The organism is Candidatus Leptofilum sp., assembly GCF_965223525.1.
Classification (GTDB): Bacteria; Chloroflexota; Anaerolineae; order Promineifilales; family Promineifilaceae; genus Leptofilum.
This window is the reverse complement of sequence record NZ_CBDCWX010000005.1, coordinates 2,366,703-2,383,148: the sequence shown is the minus strand read 5'-3', so window position 1 is coordinate 2,383,148 and position 16,446 is coordinate 2,366,703. Positions and strand designations below refer to the sequence as shown.

The 16,446-nt window shown below is 51.3% G+C and carries 13 protein-coding genes; 4 read left to right on the top strand and 9 right to left on the bottom strand.

Annotated features, from left to right (window positions below; translation table 11 throughout):
• Positions 1-54: 54 nt before the first annotated feature.
• The 4 genes from ACOQPM_RS15875 to ACOQPM_RS15860 form a co-directional block, all read right to left on the bottom strand.
• Complete coding sequence (locus ACOQPM_RS15875; protein ID WP_420630247.1) at positions 55-1,656, bottom strand: CRTAC1 family protein; 1,602 nt, start codon at positions 1,654-1,656, stop codon at positions 55-57.
• A 139-nt stretch (positions 1,657-1,795) separates the two neighbouring features.
• Positions 1,796-3,211, bottom strand: coding sequence for an ABC transporter substrate-binding protein (locus tag ACOQPM_RS15870; protein ID WP_420630246.1), 1,416 nt, complete (start codon positions 3,209-3,211; stop codon positions 1,796-1,798).
• Between the two features lie 80 nt (positions 3,212-3,291).
• Positions 3,292-4,203 (bottom strand): carbohydrate ABC transporter permease, encoded by a 912-nt coding sequence (locus ACOQPM_RS15865; protein WP_420630245.1) that lies wholly within the window; start codon positions 4,201-4,203, stop codon positions 3,292-3,294.
• Positions 4,204-4,229: 26 nt separating this feature from the next.
• On the bottom strand, positions 4,230-5,162 hold the full coding sequence (locus ACOQPM_RS15860) for a carbohydrate ABC transporter permease (protein ID WP_420630244.1): 933 nt from the start codon (positions 5,160-5,162) through the stop codon (positions 4,230-4,232).
• 244 nt (positions 5,163-5,406) lie between these two features.
• Between ACOQPM_RS15860 and ACOQPM_RS15855 the strand changes: the two genes are divergently transcribed.
• Positions 5,407-6,408: an alpha/beta fold hydrolase gene (locus ACOQPM_RS15855; protein ID WP_420630243.1), complete on the top strand. Its 1,002-nt coding sequence runs from the start codon at positions 5,407-5,409 to the stop codon at positions 6,406-6,408.
• 72 nt (positions 6,409-6,480) lie between these two features.
• Here the strand turns inward: ACOQPM_RS15855 and ACOQPM_RS15850 are convergent, their stop codons facing one another.
• The 4 genes from ACOQPM_RS15850 to ACOQPM_RS15835 form a co-directional block, all read right to left on the bottom strand.
• Complete coding sequence (locus ACOQPM_RS15850; RefSeq protein WP_420630242.1) at positions 6,481-7,194, bottom strand: hypothetical protein; 714 nt, start codon at positions 7,192-7,194, stop codon at positions 6,481-6,483.
• 277 nt (positions 7,195-7,471) lie between these two features.
• On the bottom strand, positions 7,472-7,741 hold the full coding sequence (locus ACOQPM_RS15845) for a hypothetical protein (protein ID WP_420630241.1): 270 nt from the start codon (positions 7,739-7,741) through the stop codon (positions 7,472-7,474).
• Between the two features lie 117 nt (positions 7,742-7,858).
• Positions 7,859-9,076: a citrate synthase family protein gene (locus ACOQPM_RS15840; protein WP_420630240.1), complete on the bottom strand. Its 1,218-nt coding sequence runs from the start codon at positions 9,074-9,076 to the stop codon at positions 7,859-7,861.
• A gap of 31 nt (positions 9,077-9,107) precedes the next feature.
• Positions 9,108-10,079: a threonine ammonia-lyase gene (locus ACOQPM_RS15835; RefSeq protein ID WP_420630239.1), complete on the bottom strand. Its 972-nt coding sequence runs from the start codon at positions 10,077-10,079 to the stop codon at positions 9,108-9,110.
• Between the two features lie 171 nt (positions 10,080-10,250).
• Between ACOQPM_RS15835 and ACOQPM_RS15830 the strand changes: the two genes are divergently transcribed.
• Positions 10,251-11,387, top strand: coding sequence for a citrate synthase/methylcitrate synthase (locus ACOQPM_RS15830; protein WP_420630238.1), 1,137 nt, complete (start codon positions 10,251-10,253; stop codon positions 11,385-11,387).
• 159 nt (positions 11,388-11,546) lie between these two features.
• Here ACOQPM_RS15830 and ACOQPM_RS15825 read toward each other — a convergent pair whose 3' ends face one another.
• On the bottom strand, positions 11,547-12,779 hold the full coding sequence (locus tag ACOQPM_RS15825) for a DUF3048 domain-containing protein (protein ID WP_420630237.1): 1,233 nt from the start codon (positions 12,777-12,779) through the stop codon (positions 11,547-11,549).
• A gap of 519 nt (positions 12,780-13,298) precedes the next feature.
• On the opposite strand from ACOQPM_RS15825, the gene ACOQPM_RS15820 reads away from it, so the two are divergent.
• Complete coding sequence (locus ACOQPM_RS15820) at positions 13,299-15,038, top strand: ABC transporter substrate-binding protein (RefSeq protein WP_420630236.1); 1,740 nt, start codon at positions 13,299-13,301, stop codon at positions 15,036-15,038.
• 85 nt (positions 15,039-15,123) lie between these two features.
• Positions 15,124-16,443, top strand: a complete 1,320-nt coding sequence (locus ACOQPM_RS15815; RefSeq protein ID WP_420630235.1) for an ABC transporter permease — start codon at positions 15,124-15,126, stop codon at positions 16,441-16,443.
• Positions 16,444-16,446: the final 3 nt, after the last annotated feature.

The following is a 16,446-nucleotide window of genomic DNA, read 5'->3' as shown; positions in this document are numbered from 1 at the left end:
ATGAAATGTTATGTGTGATCTGATTTTTATTGGTAACGTTTGGCTTTGGGTAAGTTACGGCCGTTCCACCGTCACAATCGTATGGGCAGAAAGATCGCTTAGAATTGACTGTTCCCCATCTGGCCAGGTGATCTCTAACTGTTGCAGTTCAGTTCCTTGCGGAAAGCCAAAATGTAGCTGGGTGGGATCACCAGAAAGATAGCCGCTGTTGCTGCGGAGTTCGCGTAAAAAACGGCCGTTACTGGTGACCAATGTCGCAACCGTGCCAACGGCATTCCGGTTTTGCGTGCCACGCCAGGTTAAATTAAGCAACAGTGATGTGCCTTCACACAGTTGGTTTTCAAAAATTTGCGCTGGGGCCAACAAATTATTTACGATAATGTCTAAATCACCATCATGATCCATGTCTGCCATGGTCATGCTGCGCCCGCCGTCTGTGCTGTTAAGCGACCACGCTGGCATCGGGGCAAAGGTGTGCCCGCCCTGGTTGCGAAAGACCTGATTTTCCTCTACCAGCTCATTTTCGGGCAGATGACTAAATAGCTCGGCTGCTGCCATGCCGTTGACCACGTACAAATCGGTGTAGCCATCCTGGTCTAAATCACCAAATTTGGCTGACCAACTCCAGCCGGTGGCGGTAATTCCGAGGGGAGCTGCCTGGTTTTGGAAACGGCCGTCTTCATCCATCACCTGCACCACATTTTCCATCACCTGAGGGTCGCCTTCGACTTCGCCGTGCATCATCATGTCCATGACCGGCTGCCATTGGGCCAAGATCTCGCTGCTGGATTGGTACGGTTTCATATCGGTGGCCAATAATTCCTGACGGCCATCGTTGTTAATATCTGCCGAGTCAAAGCTCATGGTGCTGTGGGTGGTGGCGGTAAACGGGGCGCTTGTTTCCCAGCCATCTTCCGTTTGCAGCCACACCATATCTTGAACGGCAAAATCATTGCCAACCCAAATATCTAAACGGCCGTCTTCATTCAAATCTACTAGCAACAACGCCAATGCCTGCGACGCATCTGCTAATTGAGTAGGACTAAAGGCACCATCTTGGTTTTCGTAGACAAAAACGCCGCCGCCGTCCCCAAATAAAAACCCATCGCCGAAATCTTTTTCCAGGCCAGCATCATAGGAGCCGGTTACCAAGTCCAGGTCGCCGTCGGCGTCCAGATCACCCCAGCTCATCACATAAGCCGGATGAGCAACACCGGGCAACGTGGTATGTTCTGTGAAGCGGCCGTTCTCGTTGGGCCAAACGGTAATGCTGCCTGTCCGGGTGGTAAAGGCAATTTCCAACCAGCCATCACCATCCAAATCAACGGTGCTCACTGCCCTAGAATTGCCATGACTTAGCGACTGTGGTTGAAATTGTAAACGGCCGTTATTCCACAAAATAGTGTTTGGCCCGGCTAAATTGGCCAACACAATGTCTAAATCACCGTCGTTGTCTAAATCATTCACCGCCAGCCCGGCTCCGTTGCTGTCAAACATCTCCACCGTGTCACTGGCAATGACCGTCGTGTAAGGTAGGGTATGGCTAACAAAACGACCACTGCAAACGGCCGTGTCAGGCAGCGGCATGGTCGTTCTGTTTACCGGCAAATAGGGCAATGAATCAGACGAGCCACTACAGCCAATTTGCCACCACATGAAACCTAAAACGAATACCAATACCACCCCAAACAAACGACGAAACATCATACTGTTAAGTTGTGGTTTAATGCGCCCTCTCTGGTTTACGCTTGAGGCGGCGCATTAAACCATTATTGATGAAAGAGTAAACTAGAAACTACTCAAACAAATCATTCACCTCAGCATTTGCAACAGGCAAAATGTCTGCGGGTTCAGCGTCACCCAACAAAATTGATTGAACTGTTTCCGTCATAATAGAAGAAATTTCAGAGGCATTGTCGGTAACCGGGAACAAGAAAGTACCGTTTTCGTCTAATGCTTGCTCCGTGAATGCAGAAACATCCAGACCGCGCGATTCATAGGTAGCCAGGGCCAAATCAACGGCATCTGCCTGAGCCGGGAACACCACACCAAACTCACCAACTGTATTGGCACATTCAGGTGAAGCCAGGTATTTCACCCACTCCCACGCTTCTTCAGGATGTTCCGTGCCGGCCCAAATGGAATCGGCCAAACCGTTGAACATGCTCTTGCGGCCCTCTGGGCCAGCAGGCAAGTGAGCAAAGCCAAATTCAAAGTTGGCATCATTGTTATAGGTTCCAATCATCCAGGAACCATCAGAAATGAGTGCCGCTTGCCCAGAATTGAAGATAGCTTGGCCACCCAAGCTGGCAACCTCTTCAAAAGGTGCGCTATACCCATTCTCGGTAATCATGTTCTGGTACCAATCCATCGTGGCAACGAAGCGCGGATCATCATAATGGTATTCAGTCGCATACAGGTCATCAATAAAGCTGAAACCAGTGCTTGCTGCCAAATAGCTCCATTGTGTCTGCCCGTAAGCGCCACCACCATCGTCGTAGGCAGTTACAAAACCGTACTGAGCTACACTGTCTCTGTCAAAGTCCGGGCTGAGGCCATTGTTGCCATTGGCATCCAGCGTCAATTTAGCCATGATTTCTTCAAACGTACCGCCGTCTTCCGGGTTCCAGGTTGCGTTGTTCAGCTCATCTACAGTAACACCTGCCGCATCCAACATCTCTTTGTTGTAAATAATAGCAATTGTGTCCCAATCTTTTGGCAAGCCAAAACGAGCGCCATCTCGCGTCCACAGCAGTGCTAGATCGCCAAGATAGACACTTAGGTCAACCCCGTCAGCCTCCACAAATGGCTGAATGTCAATTAACTGGTTCTTGGAAGCAAACTCAGGGTATTTAGCCAGGTGGTTGGTAAAGACATCTGGGGCAGTTCCGGCTACCATGCCTGTCTGAATGTCATTCCAGTAATCGCCCCAACCGCTTTGGGAAATATCAATGGTGATGTTTGGATTAGCAGCCATGAAGTCGGCAGCACACTGTTCGTAAGCAGGAAGTTGGTTAGCGTCCCACAGCGCGTAGCGAATGGTGACGTCCATTACCTCTTCCCCGCCACCGCCGTCCGCATCTTCGCTGCTGGCTGCCGTGTCTTCGCCAGAATCGGCCGTGTCGCTGTCGGTTTCACCGCCACAGGCCACCAGCGTAATTACCAACAGTGCGGCCAAAATGAACCAATAAAATCGTTTTGCATCTTTCATGTTTTCTTCTCCTTGGTTAAGAAATTTGAAATGCCTGGGAATGTAAAATTTCCCGTTCATAATAATTGACTGTCTGCCAATTACTTGAAACCAGTAAATTGAATTGAATCCAACACGCGTCGCCCCAAAATGAAGAACAAGATGAGGGTGGGAATAATGGCGAGCGTTGTGCCAGCCATAAGGCCGCTCCAATCCGGTGCTCCCTGCGGCGTTTGGGAACGGAAAACGCCCAGAGCCACAGTTAATACGCGCACGCCTTCATCCTTACCCACAATTAGCGGCCACAGGTATTCATTCCATGATTGGATAAAGGTGATGATCCCTAAAGTGATTAAAGGTGGGCGGCTAATCGGCAGAATCACCCGCCAGTAAATAGAGAAGATGTTGGCACCGTCAATTTTGGCGGCTTCTTCGATTTCTCGGTTAACTCCTAAATAAAATTGTCGGAGGAAGAAGACTGCAAAGGGCGTCATGAGTACGTAAGGGGCTACCACACCAGCAAAGGTGTTCAGCCATTCCAGTTGACGCATGAGGATAAAGTTAGGAATAAGGGTAACGATGGCTGGAACCATCAGTGCAGAGATGTAAAGGAAGAACAGTTGGTCACGGAAGGGAAATTTAAGCCGAGCAAAGGCGTAGGCGGCTGACGAACTAAAGAAGACCTGCACAACGGCAATAATGGTTGATACGATAATAGAGTTGCGTAAAAACAGGAAAAAGTTTATAGATTGACCGGAGCCTCCAGCGGCAACGGCCGTTTCCGTATCCACCAGCCCCAAAACCCGCATGAAATTATCCAGTGTAGCCCCGACCGGCAGCAATGAACTGGTGTCGGTAAAAACGAGCCTGGAGTTGGTTAAGCCAGTTCGAATCACCCACCAGAACGGGAATAAGGTAACAAAAATGATTAATGCCAGTAGAAGACCCGTAAACAGCCGTCCCCAGTTAAAGCCAGCTTGCGGCCGTTCAATTACAGTTGTTGTGTTTGCCATGACAATATTCCTCCATAAATTTACGTTTAGAAATCAGATTCATCTGCCCGCATAATACGCATTTGCACAACGCTAACGACGATGAGAATCAGGAAAAGTACAACCGAAATCGTAGTAGCGTACCCCATGTTGAACCTGACAAACGCATGTTCATAAATGAACCAGTTCAAAACTTCCGTCGCATTTACTGGGCCACCCTCGGTGGTGATGGCGACCGTATCAAAAATTTGGAAGGAACCAATAATGGAAGTAACCAGTACAAAAACGAGTACAGGACGTAGCAGTGGAATAGTGATGCTCCAAAACGTCCGTAATTCAGAAGCCCCGTCAATGGCGGCAGCTTCATAAACGCTGCCGGGAATTGCTTGAAGCCCGGCAAATATCAACAGCGCGGTATACCCCATGTGCCGCCAGATATTGATGCCTGCAATTGAAGGCAGGGCAAAATCGGTGCCTGTTAAGAACGGCACGCTAGAGAAGCCAAGCCATTCAATAAATACATTGACAATGCCAAGCGACGGATCGAGCAACCAAAGCCAAAGTAACCCCACCACAACATTTGGCATGAGCCAGGGCACAATCATAATGCCTCGCACAATAATGGACTTGGTAAAGCGATCCATCAGTACGGCGATAACTAAAGCAATGGCTGTTTGAATGGGAATGTTGAAGAGGACGTAAGCGAAGGTGACTCGAAGCGACTGCCAGAAATCTTCATCTTGGAACAAGCGGGTGTAATTTTCCAGGCCGATATTTTGTGGGTCAGTCAGAAGATCCCAATCTGTGAAGCTAATACTGACGGCTCTAACAGCCGGCACTGCGTAGAAGGCAATAAAGCCAATTAAACTAGGCAGGAGGAATATCCAGGCTGCGGCCGTTTCTCGGTTAATCCATGCACGCCGCCATCTGGTCAAACGGCTATGCTCAGAACGGGTGGCTAAAACAGAGGTGCTACTCATCCAATTTTCCTCCTCTTCCTTACGTGCTCTTCCATACTTGTGAGCGCTCCCGTGAACGTTCACGGTTTTGTGAGAATACTAAAGAATGCCTGATTTGTCAAGGGCAAATTAGGTCAATTTGTACAAGTATGGAAATGATGGGTAAAAACATTAAGATCAAAATACAATCCCCCTATGCCCTATCTGACTGGCTTGAAATCCCATCTAAACGCAGTATGATCCAATAAAAAAGGATCGTCTGTGTATGTCTAAAAGTAAAAAATGGATTATTGGCGTGGGGCTGCTTGGTTCAGCCTTATTTCTTCACAACCAGCAACTCGCAAAAATTGCCCGCAAAACCGACACGCTGACGGCAAGAGCGGTGGATAAACTAAATGCTGCCCATCCGGGCTTGAACGCCAACTGCTATTTTCTTGATGCAGATGGGATCGTATTGCATACATTGCTGGCTGGCCCAGAGGACGGGCCGTTGGCTATTCTTCTGCACGGTTTCCCGGAGCATTGGGCCTCCTGGCGCAAGCAAATTCCGGTGTTGGCGCAGGCTGGCTATCGCGTAGTGGCGCCTGACCAGCGAGGGTACAATCGCAGCAGCAAACCACGGGACATACGGCCGTACCGCCTCGATGCCCTCACGAAAGATGTAGCCAATTTAATTGAGGCACTGGGTCGGGAAACGGCCGTCATCATTGCCCACGACTGGGGTGGCAGTGTTGGTTGGCAATTTGCCGCCAACTACCCAAAAATGGCTGAGAAACTCATTATCATGAACGCCCCCCACCCCAAAGCATTGGGGCGCGAGTTCCGCAAAGGGTGGGCACAACGGCTAAAATCATGGTATATGCTTTTTTTCCAGCTACCCATGCTGCCAGAGCTGGCTTTAACCCTCAGCCCATACCAAACAGCCCGCCAATCTTTCCAGAAAATGACTGCCCAACGAGAAGCGTTCAGTGATGATGATGTAGAAATGATGGCCGTTGCTATGAGCCAACCTCGCGCCATGAGTAGCATGATCAACTGGTATCGTGCGCTCCGCTACCCGCCAGCCAACAAAGCCAATCTCATTTCTACACCGACGCTTCTGATTTGGGGCGAGCAAGATTTTGCCCTCAGCCGTGCTCTCACAGAGGATTTAGAGAAGTGGGTACCCAACATCCAGCGGCATTACATACCGCACAGCAACCATTGGGTGCAAAACGAAGCGCCAGAAGAGGTAAACAACGCAATGCTTGCTTTCTTGCAAGCCTAAACCCAATTCCCCGGAAACTAAACTTGAATAAGTACAGCTTCCGGAGAATTTAAATCAACTTGGTCAACTTTTCTATTCGCCGCCCAAACTTTGGATGGCGGGATGAATAATATCAACTGCAGAATTTACTTCTTGTCTCGCCAATCCCCATTGCTGAAAGCCAATTGACGTACCAGAATTATTCGTGATTGCTGTACGGCAATTTTCTGCCATATCTCTGGTACCATTGCCAAATACATCAATGGCCGCTCGGTAAGAGGCATAGGCATTTTGGACGACAGGGCTGGCACCACTCACATCAAATGTTGGGGCTAAAACAACATTGTCGTACGTTTCTACAACCGCCTGGCAGCTAATGCCGCCACTGTTCAACGCAGTGTCAATCATCCCGCCAAAGTTTTGCATATTTGTGCGGGTTTGCACCATCGTATTCAATAACGTTTCTTCTAAATTGGGTTCTGCTGCGGGCGGTGGTGCTGATGTGTTCGGACTAGATGTAGTCGGAGCCGGTGTATTCGTTGGCAAGGCCGTTGGTGTTTGGGTAGGAACGGCCGTTACCTCAACTTCCACCTCCACAATTCTAGTTACCTCAACCTCTGATGTAATTTCTACAGGGACTTCAATTTCGCGAGTAACCTCGATCTCTTTCTCCACTTCGCGCGTCACTTCAACAAATCTTGTCACTTCAACATCGTTTTCCACGACGCGCGTTACTTCGACTGGATCGCTCGCACAGGCAACAACAAACAACAAGCCTAACAGCAAAATGGACAATTTTAGCTTCATTTTTCCCCTCGCGGACTGGTTATGTGACTACTACAGTCCGGAAGAACTCCTTGCCACATTTTGGAAAGTCACTTCCCAGACTGTTTAAGCATTGCGGTTGACATAATAACACTTTGCAAATCGCAATACTACGTGTGGGTTACAAATTTTTACCCATCTTGTAGTCAAAATTATAAAATTGGGCATTTCATCAATTTGGGCAACAGACTAAAACTGGCAGCAGCTTCCCCAACAACGAATTTTAACGCCACTAGGGAAAAGTATATTCAATTTGGAATTAATTCTCAAGCTTTTTGGGGTCTTTGCGCCAGCGGCGATGAAGGACGTACAAAATAATCGCCAGCAGTAGCCAGCCAAATGCGAGAAAGCCAAGCTCGGCCACGCCGCTGCCATAAAAAACCACGGCCGTATCCCCCAGCTCTGGCAGCGTGCCAGCCAACGCCCACTTCAGGCTAAATTCATACCAGAACCAAAGCCAAAACAGCCCAATGATGAGGCAAAGTACGGCCGTTACCGGCAAAATCACACGTCGCAAAGAGGCAAACATGGTCGCATTATGGACAGATCAGTTGCCATTCGTCAATAACCATTCCGTCATTTTAGGATTAGCCACAGAGGGCACAGAGATTTTTCTCTTTTTCCTCTGTGTTCTCTGTGGCAAAAATCATTCAGGCCGTTTGCCCACATAGCGGGCGCGGGGGCGGATAAGCTGGTCTTCTTTGTATTGCTCGATGGCCTGGCCCAGCCAGCCTGCGGTGCGGCCCAGGGCAAACAGGGCTAATGGCGCGCCCTCTGGCAACCCAGCCGCTTCTGCCAAAGCCGCCAGTCCCAAATCAATGGTTGGTAGCTGCCCGGTGGCTTCAGCCATCACCTGGATTAGCTCTTGCACAATGGAAACGGCCGTTCCCCCACCAAATTCCCCCATCACCAAATCCAGCAGCAGTTGCCCACGCGGATCGCCATTGGGGTAAATCGGATGACCGAAGCTAGGGATACGCTCACCGCATCGCAGCCGTGCCGCCACCGCCGGGCGCACCCCAGCCACAGAGCCAGCCTCGCGCAGGAAGGCCATCACACGCTCCGTGTGGCCGCCGTGCCGCGCCCCTTGCAACGCCGCCAAGCCCGCCTGCACCACCGCGTATGGATTCGCCTGGGTTGAAGCCACCACCCGTGCCGTAAACGCAGAGACGTTTAGCTCATGGTCGGCACACAAAATAAGCGCAATGTTGAATATCTTTTGGATGGGTTGGTTGTGTGCTGCCCATGCCTGCTGCAAGGATGCTACCAAACTCGCTTGCGGCCGTTCCCCAGTGGCAGCCCAAGTTAGCAGATGCAGCAGGCGCGCTCCGGTTTGAGCCACGGCCGTTTCAGCCAGATCAAACGCTGCCAAATCATGCCCTGCTAACAGCGGCAACGCCACCTGAAACCGCTCAAAAAGCGGCAGCGGTTCCAAAATTGGCTGAATCTCAGCCATGCGTTGTGCCAGGCTAGCTGGAATTTCAGGGGGAAACAGATCATCCGCCGTCAGAGAATCTCGCCAAAGCAAGGACGCCACAGACTCAAAGCCAGTCGCTTGCGCCAGCTCAATCACATCGTGGCCTCGGTAAAAGAAACGGCCATCTTCAATCAAAGTGACGGCCGAAGCCAGCACAGGCGTGCCAAAATAGAGTGCTGTTTCAGCCGCTTGCGCTGGATTTTGTCGCAGCGCCTTCCGTGCCAGCAACGCCTCCACATCTGCTCGTGCATACAGCCGCACCCGGCTCTTGCCCGCCCCTGGCTCCGAGCGAATCAGTCCCCGGCTGACGTAAGCGTACAGCGTCGGCAACGTAATTTCCAACGCAGTGGCCGCTTCTTTGGCGCTCATGAAAGTGTCGTTTGTCATCTCAATTACCCAATTTCCTAATTACTATTACTCAATTATTGTAATTGGGTAATTGAGTAATTATTTCGCGCAGCAAATTCATGGCTAAATTGCCGCCGGTGAGCAGACAGACGGCCGTTTCCCCCCGCACATCCACCAACCCAGAAAGCAATGGCGCAACGGCCGTTGCCCCCGACGGCTCGATGACCAACTGGTGCTCTGCTAAGAGAGCCAAAATCGCTTGCCGAATTTGCAACTCACTTACCAGCGTGATTTCTGGCGGATTTTGGCGCAGCAACGCAAATGGCTTCACGCCAAAACCGCCCGCCAAGCCATCGGCAATAGTCGGTTCGTGGTCATAGGGATCAATGGCCTGGCCCTGAGCAAAACTGAGCTGCGCGGCTGGGCTAGCTTCCGGCTGCACGCCCATAATGTGGCAGGTTGGGTTGATGTGGTGAACGGCCGTTGCCACCCCACTCACCAAACCACCTCCACCTACTGGCACCAAAATCAGCTCCACCGCTGGCAAATCATTCATAATTTCTACACCGACCGTGCCTTGCCCAGCAATTACGTCGAAATCATCATAAGCTGCAATCTCCACTGCGCCCGTCTGGGCGGCAAAATTAACAGCGGCCTGATGGGCATCCTCATACGTTTGCCCGACCAGATGTAGTTGAATAGGAAAGCGGCGCAGTTTTTTTAGCTTCGCGTCTGGCGCGGTTTCTGGCACAAAAATGTCTACCTGGGGCAGCCCCAGTGACCCTGCCGCATGAGCCACGCCCAATGCGTGGTTGCCTGCTGATGCCGCCACAATCCCTCGCGCCCTCTCTGCTTCACTTAGCCGGCTCAGTTTGTTCAACGCACCGCGCACCTTAAACGAGCCGGTTGGCTGCTGATTTTCCAGCTTCAGCCACACATCGCCGCCCGTTTGTTCACTCAAAAAATTGCTGCGAATGAGAGGGGTGTGGTGAATGTACGGCCGTATCCGCGTCGCTGCCTGCAAAAAATCAACCAATTTCATCAAAAACCACCCTATATTGATTTTCCAATCAATGTTGACAGACGTCAATCAACCATTAAAATGAAGCATACAAAAATCAAAAAATTTGTCAATAAGCAACCTCCCGCAGGTTCCATCAGCAGGTGTCATTTAAGACCGAACCCGCGGGAGGTTCACTCAAGAGGAGTCAACATGTCAAAAAATAACGGATTCTCTCCTGGCTTAGAGGGGATTGTCGCGGCCGAAACGGAACTGAGCCACGTAGATGGCCTCAAGGGCGAGCTAATCATCGCTGGATTCCCGCTAGCTCGGCTGGCAGCCAACGCCACTTTTGAAGAGACCACTTTTTTGTTGTGGAACGGCCGTCTCCCCACACAAACTGAACTAGACAAATTCAAACAGGAGCTGGCTGACTATCGGCCGTTGCCCCCGGTTACTCTAAATTTGCTACACGAAGCCGCCAAAGCCAACAGCACCCCAATGGATGCGCTCCGCATGGCAGCAGCCACGCTTGATTTAGGTAACAGTGATGCCGCTCATCACACAACTGCCAAAATTATCGTGGCGCGTGTGGCCACGATTGTGGCCAACTACCACTGTTTGCAGCAAGGCAAAGCACCCATTGCCCCCAACCCATCCTTAGGCCACGCGGCTAATTTTCTTTATATGCTCACAGGCGATGTTCCCAGCAACGCCCGCGTGCGCGGCCTGGAAACGTACCTCAACACCGTCGTTGATCACGGCTTGAACGCGTCCACGTTTGCGGCGCGGGTCATCGTCGCTACACAATCTGACTTGGTTTCGGCCATTGCCGGGGCCATTGGCGCATTAAAAGGGCCGCTGCACGGCGGTGCACCCGGCCCAGCATTAGATACCGTGTTTGAAATCGGTAGCGCTGAGCGCGCAGAAGCCGTGCTGCAAGCAAAGCTAGACGCCGGCGAACGGCTGATGGGCTTTGGCCATCGCGTTTACAAAGTGCGCGACCCGCGTGCCGAAGTGTTGGGCGCAGCCGCAGAGAAGATGTTCCGAGCCGATGGAGATATGGCACTGTATGAGTTGGCAAAATCAGTGGAAGAAACGGCCGTTCGCCTGCTGGCCATTCACAAACCAGGGCGGAACCTGCAAACCAACGTGGAATTTTACACCGCACTGCTGCTACACGGTCTGGGTCTGGACACAGACATTTTCACCCCCACGTTTGCCGTTGGGCGCACGGCTGGCTGGCTGGCTCACTGCTTTGAACAAATCGAGTACGGCCGTCTCATCCGTCCCCAATCACGCTACACTGGTACGTTGGATCGGGCTTGGATGCCACTGGAGGAAAGATAATTTTCGCAGATTATAATCTTGGCTCATCTATGAAATGTGTGCGAATTGCCTTTATGTGACAGTCACTTTTGAAGTGACTGTCACATTGATGCACACTTTTTACCCATGAGCCATAATCTTTGTAATCTGCGAAATCTTTGAAGACATTATCTAAATGGGCTAATTAGGCAAGATAGTGACGGGATTGACGTAATAATGGGGCAACACCTGAAACCAGCTATTGCCAATTTGCAGCGGCACCGGATTGCCATTCGCATCCACAAAGGTGAACAGATCGCTGCGGTTTTGGCGCAGCCAAGTTACGGGATACTGCTTGCCATCCCGCAATAAAATTGCCTCCCCCTGCCCCCAAATCTGAATCTCAATTGGCCAATCTGAGCAAACGCCGTTGCTGTGCGTTAGGCAGATAGAACGGTCTATTTCATGGATAGCCGTGAGCAAAATCACATTGGCGGCCGTAATTTGTTGGCCATTGTTGGCGTCAATCGTCGGCTCTCCATCGGCCCAGCGATAGTAACGGCCGTCTGCTGCATTGTAAACCCACTCAACCAAAGTGTACGTATCATACGCCACGGTAACGCGAGCGGCGGGTTCACCGCCTGGTAGGGGTGCGGTGGCAAATGTCATCCAGGCCGTAAATTGGGGTGGGCGATCTTCCTCGTGAGCGGCAATCGCTTGCCACAAACCAGCCGGGTCGGCATGGAGCGTATGTTCCCACGGTTTATCGTCCCCGGTGCGGTAAAAGCCTGTCTCGTGCGAGCGCAAAATGCGGTCACCAATGTCTGAGCCATGCAGTCGCTGCGACACAACGGGATGCGCGCCAGACATTGCCAGCGCGGCATCATACATGGCAGGTAACTCCTTGTCTATGAGACGCGCACTGCGTACTGGGCCAATGTCTGGCGGTGTCTGGCTGTAAAAAATGGCGGTAAAGCGGGTAATGTCGGTCTCCGTTACGTGTTCAAACACCAAGTCTGCTTGGCTAAGGCCATGTTGTGGACGGGCGTATTGAGGCGGGCTGTTGGACACTTTGATGGCTAACGGCCGTCTGAGCAAATTCTCCGGTTCAGCCACAATTTCTCCAGTTAACGGGTTGCGCTCAGTGCCAAAATCATCTGGCCCGCTTAAATGTAATCCTGGTAACGGTGTTGAAGTTGGCACAGCAGTTATAGTAGGAAACGGCGTAGCGGTTGCCGCAATTTCAACTTCGACTGTTGGTACGGCCGTAAATGTAGCAACAATCGTTGGTTGGGCAGTGTCCGTTGCAGGAAGTGGCGTGTTGGAGGGGATGAGCGTGGGTAACGGCCGTGTAGCCACACCTTGTGTGCATCCGACCAACCACAACACCAGTACACCCAACACGGACATCTGTATCTTTTGTTTCCGAATCATAAGTCTACATCAAATTCCATTTTTCAGTTAACATAACATCTACCGCTTGATATATCAGTGATATATTAAACATTTGGCAGCAAACCAATCTCATGCTATTATCTTTGGCGACATATTCGGGAAGAAAAACACGCTTTCTCAATAAAAAATAGAATTCAAGAAAATCACTCAACACTTAGTTACCGCAATTTGCTTACAACCTTGCTAGCAAATATGGCAAACATTTACATGTATACCACGCGTCCTTGCAATTTTCCCTCCAATCAGCTAGCCGTCTACCCAACCTAAATTCATGCCCCATCATACCATCGCATTTCTATAAAGAAACAATCTCGTATTAACACTTCCAAAGTAGTAAATCTGTAGATAAGGAGGTGAACCTAAACAAAAATTGAATACCCCTGATTTATCGGAAAAGCTGGTTTACCGTATGTACCTGACTGCCTGAAATGGCTGAAGCATCGCCAATACCTATCAGCCAGCTTACATACAAAACCATCAAGTTCTTGGAGGAGAACCGTGAATAAACCTCAAATCTCAAAGAAAGAGATGGAAGAAATCCATGTAGCAATTCCTAATGCATATGAGCAATTGGAACAAGGGCGCATTAGTCGCCGCGAATTTATTCGGTTTGCTACCTTGTTGGGCATGTCTGCGGGTGTAGCCACTTTTGCTGCAGCCTGCGGCGGTGGCGCAGCAGATGAGCCGGCCGCTGACACTGATGATTCCGACGATTCTGATAGCAGCACCGACGACAGCAGCACGGATAGCGGTGGGGAAGAAACGGCCGTTTCCAGCATTAAACGGGGCGGCACTTTCACAAAATCCATGCAGCTTCAGCTCTTGGACCACCCTGCCCGCCTCTCCTGGGTAGAAGGTGCCAACATTGTCCGCCAAATCGGCGAATATCTCACCGAGACTGGTTCCGACAACATCACCCGCCCCTACCTGCTAGACCGTTGGGAAGCTAACGATACTGTAGATGTGTGGGACCTTTACCTTAAGCAAGGCGTCAAGTTCAACAATGGCGACGAGATGACGGCCGAAGACGTTATGTTTACCTTTGGCGAATGGCTCAATCCAGATATTGGCTCCTCGATGGCCGGTCTGCTTTCTTACCTTAATGGTATGGAAGATGTTGAGATGGTTGATGATTACCATATCCGCCTACATCTGCAATCCCCCAACATTGGCGTGCCAGAGCATCTATTCCACTATCCAGCCATTATTTTGCACCGCGACTTTGAGGGTGACATCGTTCAGCAGCCTGTTGGCACAGGTGCCTTCTTGTTAGAAGAGTATGCCGAGGGTGAACGTGCCGTCCTCAAGCGGCGTGAAGATTATTGGCGCATGGGCGAAGATGGTTCGCCGCTGCCCTACCTTGATGAAATCATCTACGTTTCTACAGACAAAGATGCCGGTGTGGCCGCCTTACAGTCTGGCCAGGTAGATTCCTTGTATGATCCACGCCCCAGCGATTGGCAAGCGTTGAAAGATGTACCCGGTTTAGCAACCTACTCCGCCAGCACCGCCCAATGCCTCATCCTGCGTATGCGCGTTGACCTGGAGCCGTGGAGCGACAATCGTGTTCGCACGGCGTTGAAGATGTCCCAAGACCGCAGCAAGAATTTGCAGCTGGCCTACTTCGGTGAAGGTGACCTTTCCATTGATGCCCATGTGGCGCCTATCCATCCCGCCTACGCCGATCTGCCCATTCCCGAGTATGATCCCGCCGGTGCCCGCGCTCTGCTGGAAGAGTACGCTGCTGAAAATGGCATCGAACTGCCGCTGAAAGTGAATTTGGCTACCAAGAATGATCAGAACGAGCCGGAACTGGCACAGGCACTCAAAGAGTCGGCTGCTGACGCTGGCTTCGACATCACCCTGGACATTACGGAACCCGGTGGCTACTGGGATCGCTGGACGGAAGTTGATCTGGGCATCACCTCCTGGACGCATCGGCCGTTGGACACAATGGTTCTGCCATTAGCCTACATTGCAGCTTCGATTGGTGAATGGAATGAAACACGCTGGGCTGATGAAGAGTTTGAAACGTTGCTGCGTCAGGCAGAGGGAACGCTGGATGTGGAGGCTCGTCGTGCTATCATGGCCGATATTGAGCAGATCATGCAGGATCGCGGCCCCATTGGCAACAGCTTCTGGAAGAACGTATGGAACATCACCCACGAGAAATTCCAAAACATCCAGGCTCACCCAACTGCGTACGATTTGCTCTACGATGTTTGGATTGATGAATAACCCTTTTTAGTTCAAAAGTGTCGGCTCAGTTGAGCCGACACTTTTCTTTCACCTTATCTCACGTTCGTAGCAAAGGAAAAAGAAAATGGCTCGTTTTTTGGCCCGAAGCGTCATCTCAACATTTGTGACCATGATTTTGGTATCAGCTGCGCTTTTTTTTATGATCGAGGTCGGTTCTGGCGACATTACCGTCAAAATTCTAGGCATCGAATCAACGGCCGAGCAGCGGGCATCTTACCGGGCGCAACTGGGGCTAGACGCTCCTGCTTGGCGACGTTACATTGATTGGGCCGTCGGCAGCGATTGGCGGGCGGAACGGGAGGTTGGCTACGACCTGGTGACTGTGCCAAATCCGCAAAATGACGAGCCTGAATGGTGGGCGGAGGTAGATGGCGAGCTGCTGCGGTGGGAGCTGGAAGACGGGGAGCTGATTGCTCTGGTGAGGCAAGAAGATGGCTCATCTGACCGCCAACCAGCGGGGGACGTGTGGCAAGTTGACCCGGAAACGGGCAACGATTTCTTTTGGGGCGTTAGCACCAACAATAGCGCGGTGAAGTGGGTGCGTGGTGAAGGTGCTGAAGTGTGGGTGCGTACTACGGCAGGCTTCCGGCGCGAGGGTGATGGCCCGCAACAATACATTCCGCTGCGGAAGGGGTTGCTGCGCGGCGACGCGGGTGAATCGCTGCAGTTTGGGCGGCCTGTTTCTTCCATTTTGTGGCCGCGTGTTCGGAACACGGCCGTTCTCGCTGGCGTCGCCTTCATTGTGGTGATGCCGCTGGCGCTGGTTCTGGGGATAATTGCGGGCATCAATGAAGGAAAGTTTGTAGACAGGCTGATTTCTATAACCAGCCTGGGCGCTACAGCCACGCCGGAGTTTGTCACCGGAATATTTTTAATCATCACCCTGGGCATCTGGTTGAGGAACGTTTGGCCAGATTCGCCTTTTAAGGCGGTGGCCATTTTCACCAGTGCTGACGCTATTTTTGAAGACCCCACCTTACTTGCCTTACCTGTGCTGACGTTAACGGCCGTTGAGCTAGGCTACATTGCTCGGATGACCCGCGCCAGCATGGTAGAAGTGATGAATACTGCTTACATTCGTACCGCCATCATCAAAGGGATGCCCTACCGACGGGTGGTTTTGCGCCACGCGGTGCGGAACGCGCTCATGGCACCGATCACGATTATTATGCTGCATGTTAATTACCTGGTTGGCGGGGTGGTTGTGGTGGAGGTGATTTTTGGCTTTCCTGGCCTGGGCAGTTACATCTATAACGCAGCCATTTTTGGTGATTTTAATGCCGTAGAAGCAGCGGCCATGATTACCGTCGGCTTAGCAGTATCTACCCGCCTGTTAGGTGACTTGGCCTACACCTTCCTGAACCCCAGAATTCGCTACGCATAACAG